The sequence below is a fragment of the Pseudomonas sp. GW823-FHT06B06 genome (genome assembly GCF_058795195.1).
On record NZ_JBXAHO010000016.1, the window covers coordinates 92,973 to 114,859 of the forward strand.

25 protein-coding genes are annotated in these 21,887 nt (G+C 60.7%); 15 read left to right on the top strand and 10 right to left on the bottom strand.

The annotated features are described in order from the left end of the window. The first annotated feature begins 26 nt into the window (after positions 1–26). From AC1Q8Q_RS16620 to AC1Q8Q_RS16640, 5 genes are all read left to right on the top strand, one after another. A complete protein-coding gene (locus AC1Q8Q_RS16620) occupies positions 27–383 on the top strand; it encodes a 4a-hydroxytetrahydrobiopterin dehydratase (RefSeq protein ID WP_008055502.1) in 357 nt (118 codons plus the stop codon). Continuing rightward, a complete protein-coding gene (locus AC1Q8Q_RS16625; protein WP_492615266.1) occupies positions 383–1,576 on the top strand; it encodes an amino acid aminotransferase in 1,194 nt (397 codons plus the stop codon). Before AC1Q8Q_RS16620 ends, AC1Q8Q_RS16625 begins: the two co-directional genes overlap by 1 nt. 381 nt (positions 1,577–1,957) lie before the next feature. Next, positions 1,958–2,089 (top strand): hypothetical protein, encoded by a 132-nt coding sequence (locus AC1Q8Q_RS16630; RefSeq protein ID WP_020796930.1) that lies wholly within the window; start codon positions 1,958–1,960, stop codon positions 2,087–2,089. 74 nt (positions 2,090–2,163) lie between these two features. Next, a complete protein-coding gene (locus AC1Q8Q_RS16635) occupies positions 2,164–2,346 on the top strand; it encodes a hypothetical protein (protein ID WP_020796929.1) in 183 nt (60 codons plus the stop codon). Between the two features lie 106 nt (positions 2,347–2,452). Further along, positions 2,453–3,652 (top strand): MFS transporter, encoded by a 1,200-nt coding sequence (locus AC1Q8Q_RS16640; RefSeq protein WP_020796928.1) that lies wholly within the window; start codon positions 2,453–2,455, stop codon positions 3,650–3,652. On the opposite strand, the gene arfB is transcribed toward AC1Q8Q_RS16640, so the two are convergent. From arfB to AC1Q8Q_RS16675, 7 genes are all read right to left on the bottom strand, one after another. Continuing rightward, a complete protein-coding gene (arfB, locus tag AC1Q8Q_RS16645) occupies positions 3,649–4,062 on the bottom strand; it encodes an alternative ribosome rescue aminoacyl-tRNA hydrolase ArfB (RefSeq protein WP_008055510.1) in 414 nt (137 codons plus the stop codon). The two genes, AC1Q8Q_RS16640 and arfB, sit on opposite strands and share 4 nt — an antisense overlap. A 219-nt stretch (positions 4,063–4,281) precedes the next feature. Further along, positions 4,282–5,694 (bottom strand): amino acid permease, encoded by a 1,413-nt coding sequence (locus tag AC1Q8Q_RS16650; protein ID WP_020796927.1) that lies wholly within the window; start codon positions 5,692–5,694, stop codon positions 4,282–4,284. 851 nt (positions 5,695–6,545) lie between these two features. Beyond that, the gene (gene rluB / locus AC1Q8Q_RS16655; protein WP_151140957.1) at positions 6,546–7,763 is read right to left on the bottom strand and encodes a 23S rRNA pseudouridine(2605) synthase RluB; all 1,218 of its coding nucleotides are present in this window, start codon (positions 7,761–7,763) and stop codon (positions 6,546–6,548) included. Between the two features lie 242 nt (positions 7,764–8,005). Continuing rightward, positions 8,006–8,959 carry an SMC-Scp complex subunit ScpB gene (gene scpB / locus AC1Q8Q_RS16660; RefSeq protein WP_168757436.1) on the bottom strand — a complete coding sequence of 318 codons (954 nt, stop codon included), beginning with the start codon at positions 8,957–8,959 and terminating at the stop codon, positions 8,006–8,008. An 11-nt stretch (positions 8,960–8,970) separates the two neighbouring features. Beyond that, positions 8,971–9,789, bottom strand: a complete 819-nt coding sequence (locus AC1Q8Q_RS16665) for a segregation and condensation protein A (protein ID WP_007984128.1) — start codon at positions 9,787–9,789, stop codon at positions 8,971–8,973. Further along, positions 9,790–10,419, bottom strand: a complete 630-nt coding sequence (locus AC1Q8Q_RS16670; RefSeq protein ID WP_033041944.1) for an L-threonylcarbamoyladenylate synthase — start codon at positions 10,417–10,419, stop codon at positions 9,790–9,792. It abuts the gene before it with no gap. 13 nt (positions 10,420–10,432) lie between these two features. Continuing rightward, on the bottom strand, positions 10,433–11,296 hold the full coding sequence (locus AC1Q8Q_RS16675; RefSeq protein WP_492615267.1) for a PHP domain-containing protein: 864 nt from the start codon (positions 11,294–11,296) through the stop codon (positions 10,433–10,435). Positions 11,297–11,383: 87 nt separating this feature from the next. On the opposite strand from AC1Q8Q_RS16675, the gene AC1Q8Q_RS16680 reads away from it, so the two are divergent. The 6 genes from AC1Q8Q_RS16680 (at position 11,384) to AC1Q8Q_RS16705 (ending at position 15,664) form a co-directional block, all read left to right on the top strand. Continuing rightward, positions 11,384–11,980, top strand: coding sequence for a septation protein A (locus tag AC1Q8Q_RS16680; protein ID WP_020795372.1), 597 nt, complete (start codon positions 11,384–11,386; stop codon positions 11,978–11,980). A 1-nt stretch (position 11,981) separates the two neighbouring features. Further along, positions 11,982–12,281 carry a YciI family protein gene (locus AC1Q8Q_RS16685; RefSeq protein ID WP_008021382.1) on the top strand — a complete coding sequence of 100 codons (300 nt, stop codon included), beginning with the start codon at positions 11,982–11,984 and terminating at the stop codon, positions 12,279–12,281. A gap of 110 nt (positions 12,282–12,391) precedes the next feature. Next, complete coding sequence (locus tag AC1Q8Q_RS16690; RefSeq protein WP_020795373.1) at positions 12,392–12,805, top strand: SH3 domain-containing protein; 414 nt, start codon at positions 12,392–12,394, stop codon at positions 12,803–12,805. A gap of 7 nt (positions 12,806–12,812) precedes the next feature. Then, positions 12,813–13,490, top strand: a complete 678-nt coding sequence (locus tag AC1Q8Q_RS16695; protein ID WP_008055526.1) for a response regulator transcription factor — start codon at positions 12,813–12,815, stop codon at positions 13,488–13,490. 226 nt (positions 13,491–13,716) lie between these two features. Next, positions 13,717–14,166 (top strand): LTXXQ domain protein, encoded by a 450-nt coding sequence (locus AC1Q8Q_RS16700; RefSeq protein ID WP_492615268.1) that lies wholly within the window; start codon positions 13,717–13,719, stop codon positions 14,164–14,166. Between the two features lie 160 nt (positions 14,167–14,326). Beyond that, positions 14,327–15,664 carry a sensor histidine kinase gene (locus tag AC1Q8Q_RS16705; RefSeq protein WP_492615269.1) on the top strand — a complete coding sequence of 446 codons (1,338 nt, stop codon included), beginning with the start codon at positions 14,327–14,329 and terminating at the stop codon, positions 15,662–15,664. A gap of 34 nt (positions 15,665–15,698) precedes the next feature. Here the strand turns inward: AC1Q8Q_RS16705 and AC1Q8Q_RS16710 are convergent, their stop codons facing one another. After that, the gene (locus AC1Q8Q_RS16710) at positions 15,699–16,262 is read right to left on the bottom strand and encodes an NAD(P)H nitroreductase (RefSeq protein ID WP_020795376.1); all 564 of its coding nucleotides are present in this window, start codon (positions 16,260–16,262) and stop codon (positions 15,699–15,701) included. A 119-nt stretch (positions 16,263–16,381) separates the two neighbouring features. Here AC1Q8Q_RS16710 and AC1Q8Q_RS16715 point away from each other — a divergent pair, with 119 nt between their 5' ends. After that, complete coding sequence (locus AC1Q8Q_RS16715; protein WP_020795377.1) at positions 16,382–17,836, top strand: TrkH family potassium uptake protein; 1,455 nt, start codon at positions 16,382–16,384, stop codon at positions 17,834–17,836. Here AC1Q8Q_RS16715 and AC1Q8Q_RS16720 read toward each other — a convergent pair. Next, on the bottom strand, positions 17,793–18,854 hold the full coding sequence (locus AC1Q8Q_RS16720; protein ID WP_020795378.1) for an AraC family transcriptional regulator: 1,062 nt from the start codon (positions 18,852–18,854) through the stop codon (positions 17,793–17,795). The genes AC1Q8Q_RS16715 and AC1Q8Q_RS16720 overlap by 44 nt on opposite strands. A gap of 161 nt (positions 18,855–19,015) precedes the next feature. Here AC1Q8Q_RS16720 and AC1Q8Q_RS16725 point away from each other — a divergent pair, with 161 nt between their 5' ends. Both AC1Q8Q_RS16725 and AC1Q8Q_RS16730 read left to right on the top strand, forming a co-directional pair. After that, positions 19,016–19,327, top strand: coding sequence for an Mpo1-like protein (locus tag AC1Q8Q_RS16725; RefSeq protein ID WP_033043007.1), 312 nt, complete (start codon positions 19,016–19,018; stop codon positions 19,325–19,327). 18 nt (positions 19,328–19,345) lie between these two features. Continuing rightward, positions 19,346–19,936, top strand: coding sequence for an HD domain-containing protein (locus AC1Q8Q_RS16730; protein WP_492615270.1), 591 nt, complete (start codon positions 19,346–19,348; stop codon positions 19,934–19,936). A 137-nt stretch (positions 19,937–20,073) separates the two neighbouring features. Here the strand turns inward: AC1Q8Q_RS16730 and AC1Q8Q_RS16735 are convergent, their stop codons facing one another. Then, entirely contained in the window at positions 20,074–20,889 is an 816-nt protein-coding gene (locus tag AC1Q8Q_RS16735; protein WP_020795381.1) for a UDP-2,3-diacylglucosamine diphosphatase, read from the bottom strand. A gap of 185 nt (positions 20,890–21,074) precedes the next feature. On the opposite strand from AC1Q8Q_RS16735, the gene AC1Q8Q_RS16740 reads away from it, so the two are divergent. After that, positions 21,075–21,833, top strand: coding sequence for a helix-turn-helix transcriptional regulator (locus tag AC1Q8Q_RS16740; RefSeq protein WP_020795382.1), 759 nt, complete (start codon positions 21,075–21,077; stop codon positions 21,831–21,833). Positions 21,834–21,887: the final 54 nt, after the last annotated feature.

Consider the following 21,887-nt stretch of genomic DNA (forward strand, 5'->3'; position numbering starts at 1 on the left):
CAATAATACGATTTCAGGAACCCATCATGACCGCATTAACCCAAGCCCACTGCGAAGCCTGCCGCGCCGACGCCCCACAAGTCAGCGACGAAGAACTGCCGATCCTGATCAAGCAGATCCCCGACTGGAACATCGAAGTTCGCGACGGCATCATGCAGCTGGAAAAGGTTTTCCTGTTCAAGAACTTCAAGCACGCCCTGGCGTTCACCAACGCCGTCGGTGAAATCTCCGAGGCCGAAGGCCATCACCCTGGCCTGCTGACCGAGTGGGGCAAAGTCACCGTGACCTGGTGGAGCCACTCGATCAAGGGCCTGCACCGCAACGACTTCATCATGGCGGCGCGCACAGACGAAGTGGCCAAGGACGCCGAGGGCCGCAAATAATGCATTTCGACGCCATCGGCCGGGTGCCCGGCGACCCGATCCTCGGCCTGATGGAGGCCTATGCGCAGGACCCAAACCCGCGCAAATTCGACCTTGGCGTGGGTGTCTATAAAGACGCCCAGGGCCTGACCTCGATTCCCCAGGCCGTGAAACTCGCTGAGGCGCGACTGGTGGATCGCCAGACCACCAAGACCTACATCGGCGGTCATGGCGACGCGGCTTTTGGCAAAGTCATCAACGAGTTGGTGCTCGGCGCCGACTCGAAGTTGATCGCCGAACAGCGCGCCGGCGCCACCCAGACCCCGGGCGGCACCGGGGCGTTGCGCTTGAGTGCCGACTTCATCGCCCAGTGCCTGCCAGGCCGTGGGGTCTGGCTGAGCAATCCGACCTGGCCGATCCACGAAACCATTTTCGCCGCGGCCAAGGTCAAGGTCAGTCATTACCCGTACGTGGGCAGCGACAACCGTCTCGACGTCGATGCCATGCTTGCCGTGCTCAATGAAGCCCCTAAGGGCGACGTGGTACTGCTGCACGCCTGCTGCCACAACCCGACCGGCTTCGATCTGTCCCATGATGACTGGCGTCGGGTGCTGGAGGTGGTGCGTCGGCGCGAGTTGCTGCCGCTGATCGACTTCGCCTACCAGGGCTTTGGCGACGGCCTGGAACAGGACGCGTGGTCGACTCGACTGTTTGCCGCCGAATTGCCGGAAGTCCTGATCACCAGCTCCTGCTCAAAGAACTTCGGGCTGTACCGCGACCGCACCGGCGCACTGATTGTTTGCGCGAAATCTGCGGACAAGCTGACCGACATCCGCAGCCAACTGGCCAACATCGCCCGCAACCTGTGGTCGACGCCGCCCGATCACGGCGCTGCCGTGGTGGCGACCATCCTCGGCGACCCGGAGCTGAAAAACCTTTGGGCCGACGAAGTGGAAACCATGCGCTTGCGCATTGCACAACTGCGCAGCGGTTTGCTCGAAGCGCTGGAGGCCTACGGTTTGCGTGAGCGCTTCGCGCACATTGGCGTGCAGCGCGGGATGTTTTCCTACACCGGGTTGTCACCTGAACAAGTGAAAGACCTGCGGGATAACCACAGCGTGTACATGGTCAGCTCGGGCAGGGCGAACGTGGCGGGGATCGATGCGTCGCGCCTTGACCTGTTGGCCGAAGCCATCGCGAAAGTCTGCAAATAACTCTCCTTCACTGATCATTCCCACACTCCGCGTGGGAATGCAGCCCGGGACGCTCCTTCACTGATCGTTCCCACGCTCCGCGTGGGAATGCAGCCCGGGACGCTCCTTCACTGATCGTTCCCACGCTCCGCGTGGGAATGCAGCCCGGGACGCTCCGCGTCCCATCCAAAGCCGAACGCAGAGCGTCCGTGGAGGCATTCCCACGCAGAGCGTGGGAACGATCGACTGCCACGTTCTTCACTACCTGTCTAGACAATCCCATTCGTCGAAACAAATAGATATAAAAGTCTATTTGTCATTTTTACTCCTGTATCCTGCCAAGGCTTTTTTGAAAGCGCGGATCGACCAGATCTATCAACAGACTTAGCGAGGAGCGCGACCATGCACGAGATTCCTAATCTCCCCTTCCCAAGCCTGCACGTACCTGAGCAGACGACCACGCAACAAGCCGGTGCCCAACAGCCCGAGCCGAAAGAAGCCACTGACTGCCGCCAGGCCGACAGCGAAGACTGAAACACCCGCCGTACAGACTGTGTGGAAAGCGCTAACATGCGCTTTCCACACCGCCTGAACAGTGAGCCCGCGCCATGACCGACGAATTTTCCGAAGCCCAAGCCAGCGTCCTGATCGGCACCGCCGAGAAAATGATCGAGATCTGGAATCGCCTCTCTCCCGAAAAACAAGCCGCGCTGCTCGCCCGCTTTGGCAGCGAAGAAAATGCCCTGGCCGCCCTGGTTACCACGCAATTGGTAGCACCTGCCAAGCCCTGATCGCTCCCGCCCGACAAAATAGTTTTACTTTTTCCACGACCCACGGCCGCTCGCGCCGCTATCATAAGCAGCCTATCTAAACCTGCTTTCCCGTGGACCTTTACCCATGCCTGAACAACAGCGCCCCCTGGCGGTCACGCTGCAAGTCGTTTCCATCGTCCTGTTTACCTTCATCGGCTACCTCAACATCGGCATTCCCTTGGCGGTACTGCCAGGCTATGTCCATAGCGACCTGGGCTTTGGCGCCGTAATCGCCGGGCTGGTGATCAGCGTGCAGTACCTGGCCACCCTGCTCAGCCGCCCCTACGCCGGGAAAATCATCGACAACAAGGGCAGCAAACTGGCGGTCATGTATGGCCTGGCGGGCTGTGGCTTGAGCGGCGTGTTCATGCTGCTATCGGCCTGGACCCAAAGCCTGCCGATGCTCAGCCTGATCAGTTTGCTGATCGGCCGCCTGGTGCTCGGCAGCGCCGAAAGCCTGGTGGGTTCCGGCTCGATTGGCTGGGGCATCGGCCGGGTCGGCGCGGCGAACACCGCCAAGGTCATCTCATGGAACGGCATCGCCAGTTACGGCGCATTGGCGGTGGGCGCGCCCTTGGGCGTGTTGCTGGTCAAGCAGATGGGCTTGTGGAGCATGGGCGTGAGCATTGTGCTGCTGGCAGTACTTGGCCTGCTGCTGGCGTGGCCGAAAACCGCCGCGCCCATCGTTGTCGGTGAACGCTTGCCGTTCATGCACGTGCTCGGTCGGGTCTTGCCCCACGGTTGCGGCCTCGCCCTGGGCTCGATTGGCTTTGGCACCATCGCCACCTTCATCACCCTGTATTACGCCACCCAGCACTGGGACAACGCCGTGTTGTGCCTGAGCCTGTTCGGTGCGAGCTTCATCGGTGCACGCCTGCTGTTTGGCAACCTGATCAATCGCCTTGGCGGTTTTCGCGTGGCGATTGCCTGTCTGTCGGTGGAAACCCTCGGCCTGTTGCTGTTATGGCTGGCACCGGACGCGCATTGGGCGTTGGCGGGCGCGGCATTGAGCGGTTTTGGTTTCTCGCTGGTGTTCCCGGCACTGGGTGTCGAAGCGGTCAACCTGGTGCCGGCCTCCAGTCGTGGTGCGGCGGTCGGCGCCTATTCGCTGTTCATCGACTTGTCGCTGGGGATCACCGGGCCGCTGGCCGGTGCGATTGCGGCGGGATTCGGTTTTGCCTCGATTTTCCTGTTCGCCGCCATTGCCGCGCTAAGCAGTCTGATGCTCTGCATCTACCTGTATCGGCAAGCCCCAAGGCATCGACAAGCGCGAGACGCTGGCTAGAAATCCACCTTGCCGCGCCCGGCCTTGATGTTGCCGCGCTTGCTCTTGGATTCAAGCCGACGAGTTTTCGAGCCGAGGGTCGGCTTGGTCGGCCGGCGTTTCTTCTCGACCTTGGTGGCGCTCTGGATCAACTCGACCAAACGCTCCAGCGCGTCGGCGCGGTTCTGCTCCTGGGTCCGGTATTGCTGGGCCTTGATGATCAGCACGCCTTCGCTGGTGATGCGGCTGTCGCGCAGCGCCAGCAGCCGCTCCTTGTAGAACTCGGGCAAGGACGAGGCCGGAATGTCGAAGCGCAGGTGCACGGCGCTGGAAACCTTGTTGACGTTCTGCCCACCGGCCCCCTGGGCACGAATGGCCGTCAACTCGATCTCGGCATCCGGCAGATGCACGTTGTTGGAAATCACCAGCATGGAAAAGCGTCCGTAATCAGAGGGTGCAGGATACCGCGAATAGGTGGGAGGAATACGGACCTTGTGGGAGCGAGCCTGCTCGCGAAGGGGGCGTGCCAGGCAACAGTGATGTCGACTGACAGGGCCCCTTCGCGAGCAGGCTCGCTCCCACAGGTTTTTGTGTGAATCCTGAAAAAAAAAAACCCGGCACATGGCCGGGTTTGTTGTTTCTGTGCAGCGTTACTCCACGGCTGCTTGCAAGGCGCGCTGTGCGTGGCGCTTGTTCTTGATGCCGTAGCAGACCCACATGAACACCAGCCACACCGGAATCGCGTACACCGACGTCTGGATCCCCGGAATCAACAACATCACGCCAAGAATGAACAACACGAACGCCAGGCAGATGTAGTTACCGTACGGATACCAAAAGGCCTTGAACAGCGGCGTCTGTTTGGTCTTGTTCATGTGCTGGCGGAACTTGAAGTGCGAGTAGCTGATCATCGCCCAGTTGATCACCAACGTGGCCACTACCAGCGACATCAGCAACTCAAGCGCGCTGTGCGGGATCAGGTAGTTCAGCAGTACCGCGATCAGGGTCACGGCGGCCGAGGCCAGGATCGAACGCACCGGCACGCCGCGCTTGTCGATCTTCGCCAGTGCTTTCGGCGCATCGCCCTGCTCGGCCATGCCCAGCAGCATGCGGCTGTTGCAGTAGGTGCCGCTGTTGTACACCGACAAGGCCGCGGTCAGGACCACGAAGTTGAGGATGTGCGCAGCGGTGTTGCTGCCCAGCATCGAGAACACTTGCACGAACGGGCTGCCGCTGTAGGAATCACCGGAGGCGTTCAGGGTGGTCAGCAGGCTGTCCCACGGGGTCAACGACAGCAGGATCACCAACGCACCGATGTAGAAAATCAGGATGCGGTAGATCACCTGGTTGATCGCTTTGGGGATCACGGTTTTCGGCTTGTCGGCTTCGGCTGCGGTGAAACCGAGCATTTCCAGGCCGCCGAAGGAAAACATGATGAACGCCATGGCCATCACCAGGCCGGTGACGCCATTTGGGAAGAAGCCGCCGTGGGACCACAGGTTGCTGACCGCCGCTTGCGGGCCGCCATTACCGCTCACCAACAGGTAGCTACCCAAGGCAATCATGCCGACGATCGCCACGACCTTGATGATCGCGAACCAGAACTCGGCCTCGCCAAAGACTTTGACGTTAGCCAGGTTGATGGCGTTGATCAGCACAAAGAAAGCGGCTGCGGAGGCCCAGGTCGGGATGTCCGGCGCCCAGTAGTGGATGTATTTGCCGACCGCCGTCAGCTCCGACATGCCGACCAGGATGTACAGGATCCAGCAGTTCCAGCCCGACAGGAAGCCGGCAAAGCCGCCCCAGTACTTGTGCGCGAAATGGCTGAAGGAGCCGGCCACCGGATCTTCGACGATCATTTCGCCCAGCTGGCGCATGATCATGAAGGCGATGAAGCCGCAGATGGCGTAGCCGAGGATCATCGACGGCCCGGCGGATTTCAGTACCCCGGCCGAGCCGAGGAACAGACCGGTACCGATCGCGCCACCGAGGGCAATCAGTTGAATGTGGCGATTTTTCAGGCCGCGTTTCAGCTCGCCTGAATGCGAGTTTTGTCCACTCATGAAAAGGGTCTCACGCAAGGTTTGATGATATTCAGTTGACGTTGCTACTCAGAAGGACGTTAAGCAGCGTCGATCAAACCCCAGCGCAGGCACCAGGAGTTCAGCGTATTTACAACGGTCATGCGTCACCTGTTTGTTTTTATCTGTGACGAAATCGAACCCGACACGCTTGTGGCGCGGCGGAGTGAACAAGGCGGATAGCCTTGAGGTTTGCGCAGATGCGCAGGAGGTCACAGGTAAAACGCGGCGCATTGTACACCTGTAACCCCCTGCTGCCAGACCCCGCTGGATCAGCGTGTCGGTAGCCGGGATTGCATGTGTCCACCCCGAAGCGATCGGGCGGCGGCAAAAAGGACGTCAGACCTTTGCAGGTCACGGGCGGGGACGGCGTAAAAACCGGCCCCCGATGAGAGCTGGAAACGGATTGCGGCGGTCATTGCGCCTCCTTTTTGTTATGCACCTGCACGACAGGCATGGCGCGCATGACACCTTGCATGGGATCGGGAAACAAGCGGGATAGAGCGGTGGAAGAAGGATCTGAGAGAATGAAGCGTAAGCATTTTCTTACGGGATCAAGAGAAAGGCGATTTCATGGGTTTTACCTGTGGATTTCGTCATGAAATCTTTACAGCATGTAATTTTGGCTTTCCACTTCGGACACCTCGGTGCTGCAACTGGCGCTTTCGCGAGCAGGCTCGCTCCCACAGGAGACTGCGTTGTTTCATGGAAATGTGATCCCTTGTGGGAGCGAGCCTGCTCGCGAAGGCGCCCTCAAAAACACCACCGGGCTAAAGCCAGGCGCAAAAAAACGCCAACCCGAAGGTTGGCGTTTTTCATGAAGCGCTTACCGATTACTCCGGCTTACGACGACCAAACCCCGGACGCTGGCCGGAACCCGCCGGCGCGCCGCGGCGCTTGCCCGACGGCTTGTCACCCTCGACCAGGCTGATGCCTGGACGCTTCGATGCCGGCTTGGCCGGGCGCTTGGTGTCGGCTGGACGATCGGCTACCGGCGTACCACGACCTTCGCCACGCTCGGTACGGCCATTGGCCGGACGTGGTGTGCGTGGACCGCGTTCGCCGTCCTGACGGGCGGCTGGCTTGCGTGCTGGACGCTCGCCTTCGATCTGCGGTTCGCGGTTGGCACGCGGCGAGGCCGGTGCGGCGGCACCAGTGGCTGGACGCAGGGTACGTACGCGCTCGGTCTTGGCCATTGGACGCGACGATTTACGCTGCATCCGGTCAAGCTTGTCTTTGCTCTTGGCGTTCATCTGCGGCATCGCCACCGGCGCCAGGCCAACTTCGGCACTCAGGATGTCGACTTCGTACTGGCTCATTTCACGCCAGCGGCCCATCGGCAGGTCCGAATTGAGGAACACCGGACCAAAACGCACGCGCTTCAGACGGCTGACCACCAGGCCCTGGGACTCCCACAGGCGACGAACTTCGCGGTTGCGACCTTCCATCACCACGCAGTGGTACCAGTGGTTGAAACCTTCGCCGCCCGGCGCTTGCTTGATGTCGGTGAACTTGGCCGGGCCGTCTTCGAGGACCACGCCAGCTTTCAGACGCTCGATCATCTCGTCGTCGACTTCGCCACGCACACGTACCGCGTATTCACGGTCCATTTCGTAGGAAGGGTGCATCAGGCGGTTGGCCAGCTCACCGTCGGTGGTGAACATCAGCAGGCCGGTGGTGTTGATGTCCAGGCGACCGATGTTGATCCAGCGACCTTCTTTCGGACGCGGCATCTTGTCAAACACGGTCGGACGGCCTTCCGGGTCGACGCGGGTGCAGATTTCGCCATCGGGCTTGTTGTACATGATCACGCGGCGGACCGCCTCGGCGGCCTCTTCACGCTTGATCACCTTGCCATCGATGGTGATGGCGTCGTGCATGTCGACGCGCTGGCCAAGGGTGGCGTCTTTGCCGTTGACCTTGATCCGGCCGTGGCTGATCCAGGCTTCCACGTCACGGCGCGAGCCGACGCCGATACGGGCGAGGACTTTCTGCAGTTTTTCGCCTGCTGGGCCGATTTCCTGGTCGTCTTTCTGGTCTTTGATACTCATCTGGGCACCTCCCGGTGTGTTCTGAAAACTGGGTACTAGGGCGAAGGGATCGCCGAAGGGTCGCGAATCATACGCGCATGCGGGCGTTTGCGCATCAGAGAGTAGCTGATGGAACGTGACTTACTGATTTTTCCGCCGACCGGTGACACGCTATTAACATCAAGATCAAAAGATCGCAGCCTGCGGCAGCTCCTACATTTGGAATGCGATTCCTGTAGGAGCTGCCGCAGGCTGCGATCTTTTCAATCTTCAAGCTCGCGGCGTTCGGCTTCGATGGCTTCGGCCAGGGCCAATGCTTCGGCTTCCTCATCGCTAAGCTCGGGTTTCGGCTGTTCCAGGGCGGCGACGGCGGCCAGCAGTTTTTCGCGGGCCTCGGCGACGCCGAGGATGTCGTCTTCCTGCTCGGGCTCAGCTTCAGCCCGCAGATCCACCGGCTCCGGCTCGATGTCGATCGCCTCTGGATCAATCTGCGGCGCATCACCATCACGCAACAAATCATCGAAGTCGGTCTTGATCCCCTCCTCCATGCTGTCCAGTTCCAGCAACAGCGTATGAAAACTGGTCTCTTCCTTGGGTTCTTCCGTTTCGACGCTGGCATCGGCCAGCTCCTGCAGCCCGGCGGGTACTGGCGCGTCGTCGAAATCGAGCACCGGATCAGGCTCCAATTCGCGCACCTCGGCCAGCGGCGGCAGGTCATCGAGGTTTTTCAGGTTGAAGTGATCGAGGAACGCCTTGGTGGTGGCGAACATCGCCGGCTTGCCCGGTACGTCGCGGTAACCGACGATGCGGATCCACTCACGTTCCATCAGGGTCTTGACGATCTGGCTGTTGACCGCCACGCCCCGCACATCCTCGATCTCGCCCCGGGTGATCGGCTGGCGATAGGCAATCAAGGCAATGGTTTCGAGCATGGCCCGCGAGTAACGCTGCGGCCGCTCTTCCCATAAACGCCCGACCCACGGCGAAAACTTCTCACGGATTTGCAGGCGATAGCCGGACGCAACTTCCTTCAACTCGTACGCGCGGCCATCGCACGACTTGCCCAGAATAGTCAGCGCTTTCTTGAATACCGCCGGTTCCGGGCGCTCGGCCTCTTCGAAGAGCTCGAACAGGCGCTCCAACGATTGCGGTTTTCCGGAGGCCAACAGAAAGGCTTCGAGCAGTGGCGCCAGCTCGCGGGGTTCACTCAGGTTCATGATTGGACTCGTTATTCGGCTCGTGCTCGGACGTGGATCGCGGCGAACGGCTCATTCTGCACCAGCTCGACCAAGGATTCCTTGACCAGTTCGAGGATCGCCATGAAGGTCACGACAACCCCCAGGCGCCCTTCCTCGGCGGTGAAAAGCTCGACAAACGGCACAAAACCGCCGCCCTTCAGCCGTTCCAGCACATCGCTCATGCGTTCGCGGGTGGACAGCGCCTCGCGGCTGACCTGATGGCTTTCGAACATGTCGCCCCGGCGCAGCACCTCGGCCATGGACAACAGCAACTCTGACAAACGCACATCCGGCAACAGTTTGCGCGCCCGCGCCTCCGGGGCATCGAGCTTGGGCACGACCACGTCGCGACCGACCCGGCTGAGGCCGTCGATACCTTCGGCGGCGGCTTTGAAACGCTCGTACTCCTGCAAGCGGCGGATCAGTTCGGCGCGCGGGTCTTCTTCCTCGTCTTCGACGGTTTCAGCCCGTGGCAGCAGCATCCGCGACTTGATCTCGGCCAGCATCGCGGCCATCACCAGGTATTCGGCCGCCAGTTCCAGGCGCACCGACTGCATCAACTCGACATATCCCATGTACTGCCGGGTGATTTCCGCCACCGGAATATCGAGGATATTGATGTTCTGTTTGCGGATCAGGTACAGCAGCAGGTCGAGCGGGCCTTCGAAGGCTTCGAGAAAGACTTCCAGCGCATCCGGCGGAATGTACAGGTCCAGCGGCATTTCCATGACCGCCTGGCCATAGACCATGGCGAAAGGCAGCTCTTGCTGGGCGCCGGCCTGGCTGTCGACGGGTTCCACTGCGGACATCTAGGCCTCGACCATGAACGGCGCAGGGTCACCGCATCCGACACGGATCACTTCCGGTTCGCCATCGGCGAGGTTAATCACGGTGGACGCCTTGATCCCGCCGAAACCGCCATCGATGATCAGGTCCACCTGATGCTCGAGCAACTGGCGCATTTCGTAGGGATCGGTCATCGGGTCATCATCGCCCGGCATGATCAACGTCACGCTCATCAGCGGTTCGCCCAGCTCTTCCAGCAGCGCCAGGGCAATCGGATGGCTCGGCACCCGCAGGCCGATGGTGCGCTTCTTCGGATGCAACAGCAGTCGCGGGACTTCGCGGGTGGCATTGAGGATGAAGGTGTAGGGTCCCGGAAGATGGGCCTTGAGAATGCGGAAAGTGCCCGTATCGATCTTGGCGAACAGACCCAGTTGCGACAGATCGCTGCAGATCAGCGCAAAGTTGTGCTTTTCATCGAGCTGACGCAGGCGGCGAACGCGTTCCACGGCGACCTTGTCGCCGATCTGGCAACCGATTGCGTAGGAGGAGTCCGTGGGATAAATCACCACCCCGCCCTTGCGGATGATCTCGACAGCCTGCTTGATCAGGCGCGCTTGCGGGTTTTCCGGATGAATCTGGAAAAATTGACTCACATTCTCTACCTGTTCAGACGGCGGCAATAATTGGGTCATGTTTGAATCGACACCACAGTGGTGGCAGATCCTCCGGGAGCGGGCGGTATTCACCGATCTCGGACCAGCCTCCAGGGCCATGAAAATCACTGCCGGCGCTGACCAGCAGACCGAACTCGCGGGCCAGGATCGCGAGGCTGCCCACTTGTTCGGCAGGCTGATAGCCATTGACCACCTCGATTGCGTGGCCCCCTGCTTGAATATAGTCGGCAATCAGGCGGCGACGCTTGCTGCGAGTGAATTCGTAATGCCAGGGATGGGCCAGGCTGACCCAGGCCTTGGCCGCGCACAGGGTCTCGACGGTTTCGTCCAGGGTCGGCCAATGCTGCTTGACGTCTCCCAGCTTGCCGGCGCCCAGCCATTTGCGGAACGCTTCGGCGCGATCCTTGACGAAACCTTCGCGCACCATCCAGTCGGCGAAGTGCGGGCGGGCCGGTGCGTTACCGCTATCTCCCAAGGCCTGCTGGACTTCCCTTGCGCCGTCCAGCGCACCCGGCATGCCCTTGAGCGCCAGTTTGCGGCTGATTTCCTCGGAGCGTAGCCAGCGCCCATCGCGCAACCTGGCAATCGCCTCGACCAACGGCGCGGCATCGACGTCGAAGCCGTAGCCCAGAACGTGAATGGTCGCGCCGCCCCAGGTGCAGGACAACTCGACGCCGTTGACCAGTTGCATCCCCAGCGCATTCGCAGCGTGACGGGCCTCGTCGAGGCCTTCAAGGGTGTCGTGATCGGTCAAGGCCAGGACTCGCACGCCTTTCTCGAATGCACGCGCAACCAGAACCGCAGGCGCCAGGGCGCCATCGGAGGCCGTGCTATGGCAGTGCAAATCAACATTCACAGGGCTTTGTAACCTCAAATCAGCTGGCGCTATCGCGCGCCCATATGTTTGTTATTATGCCGCCACATCCTGCTTCTGGCTGCCACTGTGAAACAATTCATCGATTTCATCCCGCTCCTGCTGTTTTTCATCGTCTTCAAAATCGATCCACGGGTCGTCGACATTGCCGGCCACGAGGTCACTGTAGGCGGTATCTACAGTGCCACCGCGATGCTGATCATCAGCTCCCTGGTGGTCTACGGCACGCTGTTCATCAAGCAGCGCAAGCTGGAGAAGAGCCAGTGGCTGACCCTCATCGCCTGCCTGGTCTTCGGCAGCCTGACCCTGGCCTTCCACAGCGAGACCTTCCTGAAATGGAAAGCCCCGGTGGTCAACTGGCTGTTCGCCCTGGCTTTCATCGGCAGCCACTTCATCGGTGACCAACTGCTGATCAAACGCATCATGGGCCATGCGCTGACCCTGCCTGAGCCGGTCTGGATGCGCCTGAATATCGCCTGGATCGCGTTCTTCCTGTTTTGCGGCGCCGCCAACCTGTTCGTCGCGTTCACCTTCCAGAGCTACTGGGTCGACTTCAAGGTCTTCGGCAGCCTGGGCATGACTTTGCTGTTCCTGGTCGGCCAGGGCATCTACCTGTCCCGCCACCTGCACGACGCCGATACCACAACGCCGAAAACCGAGGACTGACATGCTTTACGCAATCATTGCCACAGACGTCGCCAACTCCCTGGAAGCCCGCCTGGCCGCACGGCCTGCACACCTCGAGCGCCTGCAAGCGCTCAAGGGCGAAGGTCGCATCGTATTGGCCGGCCCGCATCCGGCGGTCGACAGCAATGATCCGGGGGCAGCGGGTTTCACCGGCAGCCTGATCGTCGCCGAATTCGACTCCCTGAGCGCCGCACAGGCCTGGGCCGACGCCGATCCGTACATCGCCGCAGGCGTCTACGCCAACGTTCTGGTCAAACCTTTCAAGCAAGTCCTGCCGTAACCGCCCCCTGCGCGGTGAACCTTCTCGGTTCATCGCGTTCTCAATCGCTCATTAATCTCGTTTGCCTGCCGACAAACTCCCCAATATCCGTATTGGAATCAGGAGTCGCGATGCGCAAGGGTCCGTTGTGTCTGATGTTGGTCACGTTGTCGATCGTGGCGCCCGCCCACGGTGAAGAAGCCGCCGAGGGCGCGAACTCCACGCCGCTGTCCTTGAGCGCTGGTAGCCAGATCAACGAACTGCAGCAACGCTTGAAGGAAAGCGAGCGGCAACGAGAAGAACTGAGCAAACAATTGAACAATGCCGATGGCGAGCGCGAAAGCGTCCAGCTGGCCCGATTGCGCCAGGAGAATCAGCGACTCAAGCTGCAACTTCGGGAAGTACAGGCCGGCAGTTCGATCCCGCGCTTGTTGACCGATCAGCAACAGTGGTTCGTCATTGGCGCCGGGGTGGCGCTATTCGCCCTGCTCTGCGGTATCTTCGCCAGTGGTGCGAGGCGAAAACGTCGACAATGGCTAAATTGAGTGATCCATGAGCGAGTTGTTATTAATTGATGATGACCAGGAACTGTGCGAGCTCCTGGGCAGCTGGCTGAGCCAGGAAGGGTTTCAGGTGCGCGCCTGTCATGACGGCCAGAGCGCGCGCCGCGCGTTGGCCGAAACGTCCCCGGCGGCCGTGGTACTGGACGTGATGTTGCCGGACGGCAGCGGCCTGGAACTGCTCAAGCAGCTGCGCAGCGATCACCCCGACTTGCCGGTGCTGATGCTTTCAGCCCGCGGCGAACCCCTGGACCGCATCCTCGGCCTGGAACTCGGCGCCGACGACTACCTGGCCAAACCCTGCGACCCGCGGGAACTGACAGCCCGCCTGCGCGCCGTGTTGCGTCGCAGCCATCCGGCGGCAGTGTCCAGCCAGATGGAGCTGGGCGACCTGTGTTTCAGCCCGGTGCGTGGCGTGGTCAGCATCGATGAACAGGAATTCACCCTTACCGTTTCCGAGAGCCGCCTGCTCGAAGCCCTGCTCAAGCAGCCCGGCGAGCCGCTGGATAAGCAGGAACTGGCGCAAATCGCCCTCGGCCGCAAGCTGACCCTGTACGACCGCAGCCTCGACATGCACGTCAGTAATCTGCGCAAGAAGATCGGCCCTCATCCTGATGGCCGCCCGCGCATCGTGGCTTTGCGTAGCCGTGGTTACTACTACAGCCTCTGAATAGAACGCGATCCCTGTAGGAGCTGCCGCAGGCTGCGATCTTTTGATCTTAAAAAGCAAAATCAAAAGATCGCAGCCTGCGGCAGCTCCTACAGGGTTTGTCTTTGTCAGGTCGTCGGAAATCGGTCTTTACCCAAGCTTTACGTATCGCTGACCGCTGCTGACCTTGATCTGCGTAATCTGTACTCATCCGGAACGTACCGGGAATGAGACAAGGAGATTCACCATGCGCAAGACTCTTATCGCTCTGATGTTCGCCGCCGCCCTCCCGACCGTTGCCATGGCCATGCCCGAAGGCGCAGGCCCGATGGGTGGCGAGATGGACGGTTCGCACCACGGCGGGCAGATGCATGGCATGCACGGCAAAGGCCCGTACAGCCAACTGGACCTGAGCCGCGAGCAGCGCGAGCAGATCCGCAAGATCATGGGCGAGCAGATGCATGAGCGTAAGCAAGTGGTCGACAAGTACCTGGAAAAACTCTCGCCAGCCGACCAGAAAGCCATGAAAGATGAAATGGCCGCCAACCACAAGAAAGCCGAAGCCGACGTGCGTGCGTTGCTGAAACCGGATCAACAGAAGAAATTCGACGAGATCCAGAAAAAGCAGGCTGAACGTCGCGCTGAGTGGGCCGAATTCAAGGCCTGGAAAGCGCAACAGGCACAAAAAGCGCAATAATGCGCTAACCCCTAGGCCCAACGGCTGAACTGTGGGAGCGAGCCTGCTCGCGATGGACTTCAACGATAATGCGGGGCATCAGGTAGCCCGTGTTGTCCTTGAGTTTTTCGCGAGCATGCTCGCTCCTACAGGTGATTTTGTGTTTGCTTGAGGACTTTCCGTGCGCTCATTGTTCTGGCGGATCCTGGCCAGCTTCTGGCTGGCCATCGCCCTCGTTGCAGGGCTCTCCATTCTGCTCGGGCACATGCTCAACCAGGATGCGTGGATACTCAGTCGCCACCCAGGTCTCAATACACTGGCTGAGCAATGGACGCAGACTTACGAATCCCAGGGCGAAGACGCGGCGCAGGATCTTCTGCAGAAGCGCAAGCGCCAGTATCACATCGATGTCCAGGTCCTCAACGAAAGCGGCGACCCGGTAGTACGCGGCACCTTCCCGCGACGTGCCGCTGCGTTTGAAGCGCGACAGAACAACGATGACCGTCGCTTGCCATGGCGTCGCCTGACGGATGAATACACCAGCGACAAAAGCGGTGACACCTATCTGTTCATCTACCGGATTCCACATCCAGAACTCGACGCCTGGCACCGCGAAAGCCTGCTCTGGCCGTTGAGTGCACTGGGGATCGCATTAGTGGTGCTGACCCTGTTCAGCCTGTTGGTCACCTTATCCATCACCCGCCCTCTCAGCCGCTTGCGCGGTGCGGTGCATGACCTGGGACAAACCACCTATCAACAGAACAGCCTGGTCAAACTGGCCAACCGCCGCGATGAATTCGGCGTGCTGGCCAACGACTTCAATCGCATGGGCGCGCGCCTGCAAAGCCTGATCGGCAGTCAACGCCAACTGCTGCGCGATGTGTCACACGAACTGCGTTCGCCCCTCGCTCGCCTGCGCATTGCGCTGGCTCTGGCCGAGCGAGCCACGCCGCAGGAACGAGAGAAACTCTGGCCGCGCCTGACCCGCGAATGCGACCGCCTCGAAGCGTTGATCAGCGAAATCCTCGTGCTGGCACGGGTTGACGCCGATAACGCCAGTGCCGAAGAGGTGGATCTCAACGCCCTGCTCAATACGTTGCAAAAGGATGCACAACTGGGTTCACCCGATCAGTTCGTGCACCTTGAAGCCGAGTCGCAACTGACCCTCAAGGGTTGGCCGACGATGATCGAGCGAGCCGTGGACAATCTGTTGCGCAACGCCCAGCGCTTCAACCCGGCGGGCGGCCTGCCGATTGAAATGCAGGCGCTGCGGAAAGGAGAACGGATTGTAGTGACCGTGCGTGACCATGGGCCGGGGGCGGACGAGGAACATTTGAGACAGCTGGGTGAGCCGTTCTATCGTGCGCCCGGACAGTCGGCGCCCGGACATGGCCTGGGCCTGGCGATTGCGCGCCGTGCGGCGGAACGGCATGGCGGAAGCCTGGTGCTGGCCAATCACCCTGAGGGCGGGTTTATAGCCAGCCTGGAATTGCCACTGGTGCCGGGGGCTGTCGCCTAAGTAATCATTCCCACGCTCCGCGTGGGAATGATCTTTATGCGGCTGGCCAGGCGCTGACGAACTTGGCCAGGTCAACCTTCTCCGCTACCCGCGGCTCTTTTTGCGGCGTGCCAAGGTACAGGAAGGCAATCACCTCTTCGCCTTCGGCCAGGCCCAAGCCCTTGGCCACATGCGGCGAATAGGCCAGGTCACCGGTACGCCAGACCGCACCAATGCCTTGCGCATAGGCCGCCAGCAAGATCCCGTGGGCTGCACAACCCGCCGCCAGCCGTTGCTCGGACTTCGGATACTTGACGTGATCCTGCACCCGCGCGATCACGACCACCACCAAGGGTGCCCGCAGTGGTCCGTTACGCGCCTTGTCGATGGCCGCTTCGGTCACTTCAGCGTCCTGCAACTTTGCCGCCTCGGCCAGCAACTCGCCCATTTGCTCGCGCGCCGCACCTTCGACAGTCAGGAAACGCCAAGGCTGCAAATGACCGTGGTCCGGGGCACGCATGGCCGCGGCAAACAGCACTTCACGTTGCGCCTGGGTGGGGGCCGGTTCGATCAGGCGCGGGACGGAAACACGGTTGAGCAAAACGTCGAGAGCCTGCATCGGCCACCTCCAGAAAAAATTGTGCGGCTATTCTAGCTGTAACTACTGAGGCAGTGCGGTTTACATGCCCCGCCCCGCAGGTAGAATGGCGCCTTCCTTACTTCAGCCGAGCGGATTTCATGGCGTTGCCGACCTTACGTCTCATTGGTTTCATCATCGGCATCTTCCTGATAACCCTGGCCATCGCCATGGTCGTACCCATGGGTACGCTGGTGATCTTCGATCGCACCGGCGACCTGCCGTCGTTCCTCTGGGCCAGCATGATCACCTTTGTCGCCGGCCTCGCCCTGGTCATTCCCGGGCGCCCCGAGCATGTTCATCTGCGACCACGGGACATGTACCTGCTAACTGTCAGCAGTTGGCTGGTGGTGTGTATCTTCGCCGCGCTGCCCTTCCTGCTGACCCAGCACATCAGCTACACCGATTCGTTCTTCGAAAGCATGTCCGGGATCACCGCCACCGGTGCGACGGTGCTCAACCACCTGGACGACATGTCCCCCGGGATCCTGATGTGGCGCTCGCTGCTGCACTGGATCGGCGGCATCGGGTTTATCGGCATGGCGGTGGCGATCCTGCCGCTGCTGCGCATCGGTGGCATGCGGCTGTTCCAGACCGAATCCTCGGACCGCTCCGAGAAAGTCATGCCCCGTTCACACATGGTGGCGCGCCTGATCGTCGCAGCCTATGTCGGCATCACCATTTTCGGCAGCCTGGCGTTCTGGTGGGCCGGAATGAGTCCGTTCGACGCGATCAACCATGCGATGTCGGCGATTTCCACGGGCGGTTTTTCCACCTCGGACCAATCCCTGGCCAAGTGGACGCAGCCGGCGGTGCATTGGGTAGCCATCGTCATCATGATTCTCGGCAGCCTGCCGTTCACCCTGTATGTGGCGACCCTGCGCGGTAACCGCCGGGCGCTGATCAAGGATCAACAGGTCCAGGGCTTGCTCGGGATGCTGCTGGTGACCTGGCTGGTGCTCGGCACCTGGTACTGGTGGACTACCCAGCTGCATTGGCTCGAAGCGCTGCGGCATGTGGCGCTGAACGTGACGTCGGTGGTCACCACCACCGGCTTCGCGCTGGGGGACTACAGCCTGTGGGGAAATTTCTCGCTGATGCTGTTCTTCTATCTGGGTTTTGTTGGCGGCTGCTCCGGCTCAACCGCTGGCGGGATCAAGATTTTCCGCTTCCAGGTCGCCTATATCCTGCTCAAGGCCAACCTTAACCAACTGATTCACCCGCGGGCGGTGATCAAGCAGAAGTACAACGGTCACCGCCTCGATGAAGAGATCGTACGTTCGATCCTGACCTTTTCGTTCTTCTTCGCGATCACCATCTGCGTGATCGCGCTACTGCTGTCACTGCTCGGGGTGGACTGGATGACCGCCCTGACCGGTGCCGCCAGCACCGTGTCCGGCGTCGGCCCTGGGCTGGGCGAGACCATCGGTCCGGCCGGCAACTTCGCCTCGCTGCCGGACGCCGCCAAATGGATTCTCTCGTTCGGCATGCTCCTGGGCCGACTGGAGATCATTACGGTGTTTGTGCTGTGTATTCCGGCGTTCTGGCGTCACTGACCGGCAGCGGCGTTCCCGTCAATCGCGCCCGGTACTCGCCGGGCGTGGTGTCAAACCAGCGGCGGAACGCGCGGAAGAAATTGCTCGGATCAGCGAACCCCAGCAGGTAGGCAATTTCCAGCAGGGTCATGGTCGGTTGCGCCAGATACTGTTCGGCCAGCTCACGGCGGGTGTCGTCGAGCAACGTCTGGAAACTCGTGCCCTCCTCCTGCAGACGCCGTTGCAGGGTGCGTTGCGACAGGTGCAACGTCTGCGCGACCGCATCGCGCTTGGGTTCGCCCTGGGGCAGCAATCGGCACAAAACCTGCCGCGCCTTGTGCGTGACTCGACTCTCGGAAAATCGCGCCAGGTATTCGCCGGCGAAGCGGTCATGCAACAACGCCATGGCTTCGTTGGCCGTCGGCAGCGGCGCCTCCATGTCCGCCCGTTCGAAAATCAGCGCATCGTAGGGTGCGTTGAATACCAGTGGCGCGTGGAAGGCTTGTTTGTAGGGTTCGAGATTGAGCGGTTCAGCGCCTTGCACCAGGACCTTGCGCGGATGCAGCGTGCGCCCGGTCAGCCAGCCACACAGCGCCAGGGCGCAAGCCAGCGAGGCTTCGGCGCTTTGCCGGGTAGGCGGCAAATGGTCGCCATGCACCGTCAGAATAAGCGCATAGCCCTCATCCAGCAGGCGAAAACTCAGGTCGGCGCTTTCGGCGATGATCCGCTGGTAGCGCACCAGCCGCTTGAACCCTTCGGCCAGGGTCTGGCTGGACATCAAGGCATAGCCCGTCACATGAAACTGTGCAGGCCGCACCACCTTGCCCATGTTCAGGCCAATCGCCGGGTTACCGGACAGTTCAACCGCCCGTTGCCACAGTCGTGTCATGGAATCTTGCGGGAAGCGTGCATCCGGATCATCGAGTGCCGCGTAGTCGAGCCCCAGCTGCTTGAACAGAACCCGGCAATCCAGGCCGTCCATTTCCAGTGCTTTGACAATCCCCATCGCCCAGCTTGCAGAAGTCGTTCGTTCGCTCATGGCGTTTACTGTCTTGGTGAGCCGTCTGTCGCGGCAAGTTTTCCGAAGGATACTAAAGTGGCGCCTATTGTCACTGGCTGGCGCCAATGATCACTCTAGACTCAAATAAGCTACCCGCCGAACAACTTGCGGCCAGAACAATGACCACAGAGATCGCAGTCGTGGAAAACATCAAGCGTTTCAACAGTTTCGCTGAGTTTTACCCGTATTACCTCAGCGAACACAGCAACAGCACCTGCCGACGATTGCACTTCATCGGCACGACGTTGGTGATTTTCATTCTGGCGCTGACCATCGGTCGTGGCGCCTGGATGCTGTTGTGGGTTTTGCCGCTGGCAGGTTACAGCTTCGCCTGGGTTGGACATTTCTTCTTCGAGAAGAATCGTCCTGCAACCTTCCAGCACCCTTTCTACAGCCTGCTCGGCGATTTCGTCATGTATCGCGACATGATTCTGGGACGTGTGCCGTTCTAGATCACCAGAGGATTGCCGATGAATGCCAATGCCCGTTTTACTCACATGAAGGATGGTACGCAGGAAGACTGGGCGATCATCGCCGCGGACTTCAGCGCCTATGCTCGTCAGTTGCCAATACGGATCGTCGCGCACTTGAAGTTGCTGGAAGGTGACTTCGGCGGTTTCCCCGTGGACCGCCTGACCCACTCGCTGCAAACCGCCACCCGTGCCTGGCGCGATGGACGCGACGAAGAATACGTGGTCTGCGCCCTGCTCCACGATATCGGCGACACCCTGGGTTCCTATAACCACCCGGACATCGCCGCCGCGATCCTCAAGCCTTTCGTCAGCTCTGAAAACCTGTGGATGGTGGAGAAACACGGGATTTTCCAGGGCTACTACTTCTTCCATCACCTGGGCATGGATCGGCACCTGCGCGAGCAATTTTGCGACCATCCGCAGTATCAGGCGACCATCGAGTTCTGTGCCAAGTACGATGCGGCGGCGTTTGATCCAGCGTATGACACGCTGCCGCTGAGTTTCTTCGAGCCTATGATGGAGCGCTTGTTTGCCCAGCCGAAGAATTCGATCTACAAGGCGGCGATGGAGGAGTATTCACCAGCCTGACAGATCTGCAGTGCCCGTGCCGGCCTCTTCGCGAGCAGGCTCGCTCCCACAGTTTGATCGCACGTTACTGAAGGAATTCGGTCACCTGTGGGAGCGAGCCTGCTCGCGAAGAGGCCAGTCCAGACGCCAAAACTCTCTTAGGCCAGTTCCGCCACCTTCGCCGCCTTCACCTGCGCCTCCCGCGCCTGCGCATCGGCCAACCGATACAATTCGATCGTGCCATCCCAATGTTCGATCAACGCGGTGCACGACTCCACCCAATCACCACAATTGAGGTAATCCACCTCGCCGACCTTGCGGATCTCGGCATGGTGAATATGCCCGCACACCACCCCATGCAGCTCGCGCTTGACGCACTCATGGGCAATGGCCTCTTCAAAATCACTGATGAAGCTGACCGCGGTCTTGACCTTGTGCTTGAGGTACGCCGACAGCGACCAGTAACCGTAGCCATATCGGGCGCGCCAATGGTTGAGCCAGCGGTTGAGGGTCAGGGTGAATTCGTACGCTGAGTCGCCAAGAAACGCCAGCCAGCGGTGATAGCGAGTGATCACGTCAAACTGATCGCCGTGGATCACCAGCAGGTGCCGGCCATCGGCGGTCACGTGCACCGCTTCGTCCACCAACTGGATATTGCCCAGGATCAGTTTCGAATAACGGCGCAGGAATTCGTCGTGGTTGCCGGTGACGTAGATGACCTCGGTGCCGCGCTTGCTCATGGTCAACAGGCGCCGGATCACATTGGTGTGCGCCTGGGGCCAGTACATGCCGCCGCGCAGTTTCCAGCCGTCGATGATATCGCCGACCAGGTAGATCTTGTCTGCGTGATAGCCCTTGAGAAACTGCGACAGGTGCTCGGCCTGACAATCGCGCGTGCCCAGGTGCACGTCGGAAATCCACAAGGTGCGCACACGTTGCTTACGACTGGGTTTGGCGAGCTCGGCGCTGGTCATGGGCGACCCTCAGGACAAGTTTTGGCAAGCTTGAACCGGTCGGGTTAATGACCCATGACAATGGCAAGTCAGTCCTGTGACAGCGCGCGCAAGCCGTGTCGGTGTAGACTGGGCCCTGACTCATCAACCCTGCAATGAGAGCCTGTAACGAAAGCTTGTAACGAGAGCTTGTAACGAGAACCGCGATGAGACCGATCCTTACCCTGCGCCATTACACCCATGACCTGATCGTCCACAGCCACGAGCACGCGCAATTGGTGTTCGGGCTGTCGGGTGCGCTGGATTTCGAGGTCGACGGGCGTGGCAGCCAGGTGGTCCAGCAAAGCTTCGTGGTGATTCCCTCCGGTTTTCACCATGCCTGCGGCAGCCCCAATGGCAGTCGATGCCTGGTCCTGGACGTGCCCGGCGATCAATGGCTTGGCCAATCCCTGGGCGATCATGCCGATGCCAGTCGGCGCCTGCTCGACAACGCCGGTCGCTTGTCGCTGGATGCGGGACAGAGCCAATTGGTCGAATGGCTGGCCAACAGTCAGGTCGATGACCCGGTGATCGCTCAACAGGGCGCGGTGCTATTACTGGCCAGCCTCAACAACACCAGGCCGGACCCGGTTGGTGGCCGGCGCCTACCCTACGCCGCGTTGAATGCGCACATTGACCAATACGCCGCCTACCCGCTGCAAGTCGCCGACTTGGCCCGCGTAGCCGGTCTTTCCAGCGCGCGTTTGCATGCGCGGTTCGTGGCCGAATGCGGGCAGACGCCGATGGAATACATCCGCAGCCGACGCTTGCACAAGGCCATGAGCTTGCTGCGCCATTCGGCGCTGCCTATTGGCGAGATTGCCTGTCGGGTCGGCTACAGCTCCCAAAGCGCCTTTGCCGCTGCAGTGCTGCGCGAGTTCGGCGCATCGCCGGGTAAGCTGCGGCGCGAGGCTGGCGACAAATAACGCGAGTCTGGCGACAGACACAGCGCCAGCGGGCGCGGTTAAATGACCGTGCTC